Origin of the sequence: Mesorhizobium sp. M0174 (assembly GCF_040322275.1) — a bacterium.
In the GTDB taxonomy this organism is placed as follows: domain Bacteria; phylum Pseudomonadota; class Alphaproteobacteria; order Rhizobiales; family Rhizobiaceae; genus Mesorhizobium.
In genome coordinates this window covers 1-1,317 of the sequence record NZ_JAMYTB010000063.1, presented here as the reverse complement: position 1 = coordinate 1,317, position 1,317 = coordinate 1, and the positions used below count along the sequence as shown (strand labels likewise).

General features: G+C 55.3%; 1 protein-coding gene. It reads right to left on the bottom strand.

What is annotated here, in order from left to right; translation table 11 throughout:
- Positions 1–11 precede the first annotated feature (11 nt).
- Positions 12–1,289 carry a serine hydroxymethyltransferase gene (glyA, locus tag NKJ13_RS31480; protein ID WP_352779566.1) on the bottom strand — a complete coding sequence of 426 codons (1,278 nt, stop codon included), beginning with the start codon at positions 1,287–1,289 and terminating at the stop codon, positions 12–14.
- Positions 1,290–1,317 lie beyond the last annotated feature (28 nt).

The window sequence follows — 1,317 nt, the reverse complement described above, 5'->3', positions numbered from 1 at the left end:
TGCCCCACCGGTTAGGTGGGGTATAGCGGGAATCTCTCCGCCAGCGTCAACACTCGTCCGGCAATGTCTACGTCGATTTCCAGCCCTTGGCTTGGATTCGCTGCAAGTCGATCTAAAACGTTGGCAATGATCTCTGCTAGTGCAGATGCTTCCGGATCTGCCATTCCACGAGCTGCAATTGCGGACGTTCCCATCCGGAGCCCCGAGGTGACATTCGGTGATTGGCTGTCTTGCGGCACGAGATTGCGGTTCGTTGTCACGCCATGAGCTTCCAATGCCTTCTGCGCGGCATCGCCTGTCAGCCCACGCGTTCTGAGGTCAACCATCGTGAATGGCGTATCTGTCCCCCCTGTGACGATTTTGAACCCACGTGCGCTCAAGCCGCTCGCCAGAGTTCGCGCGCAGCTCAGTACCCGTCTAGCGTATTCGGTAAACTCGGGCTTAAGGGCCTCACCGAAACAGACGGCCTTGGCGGCAATAACGTCGGGCAGCGGCCCGCCTTGAATGCCGGGGAATACCGCTGAATCGATTTTTTTACCTAAAGCCGCGTCGCGAGACATTATCAGGCCTCCCCTCGGCCCGCGTAGATTTTTGTTCGTCGTTGTGGTTACCAGGTCCATGTAAGGAAATGGGCTCGGATACTCTTTTGCAGCAATCAATCCGGAAAAGTGGGATACATCGGCGAGTGTGACTGCGCCAACCTCCGCAGCGATTTTTGATACCCTAGGAAAATCGATAGCACGAGGATAGGATGAGCCGCCTACAATAATGAGCTTGGGACGATGCTCGCGAGCGAGCTGTTCCATCGTATCGTAGTCGATGAACCCCTCTGGTGTTGTCCCGTATGATATCGTTTTGAACCAGCGACCGGACAAGTTGGACTTGAACCCGTGGCTCAAGTGCCCCCCTGAGGAAAGATCCATACTCAACACTGTGTCTCCGGGCGTGAGTAAAGCAAAGTACACTGCCTGGTTAGCTTGGCTACCAGAATGGGGCTGCACATTTGCGTGTCCTGCACCGAACATCGCTTTGGCTCTCTCTATGGCGAGGCGTTCAATGGCATCGACGTTTTCGACACCAGCGTGATACCGTCTCCCTGGATAGCCCTCAACGGTGGTGAATACCACCATCGATGCCATCGCTTCGCGGGCCGCGTTACTCATGTAGTTCTTCGGGGCGATCAATTCTACTTGGCTTCGCTGCCTCGACTCGTCTGCTGAGATTAAACGTGCTAGTTCGGGGTCTGCCTGAATTAGGGGCTCCTCGAAAAACCGTCTCTTTGCTTTCATGCCGAAGTCTCCCTTGGGCCTTGTAAGG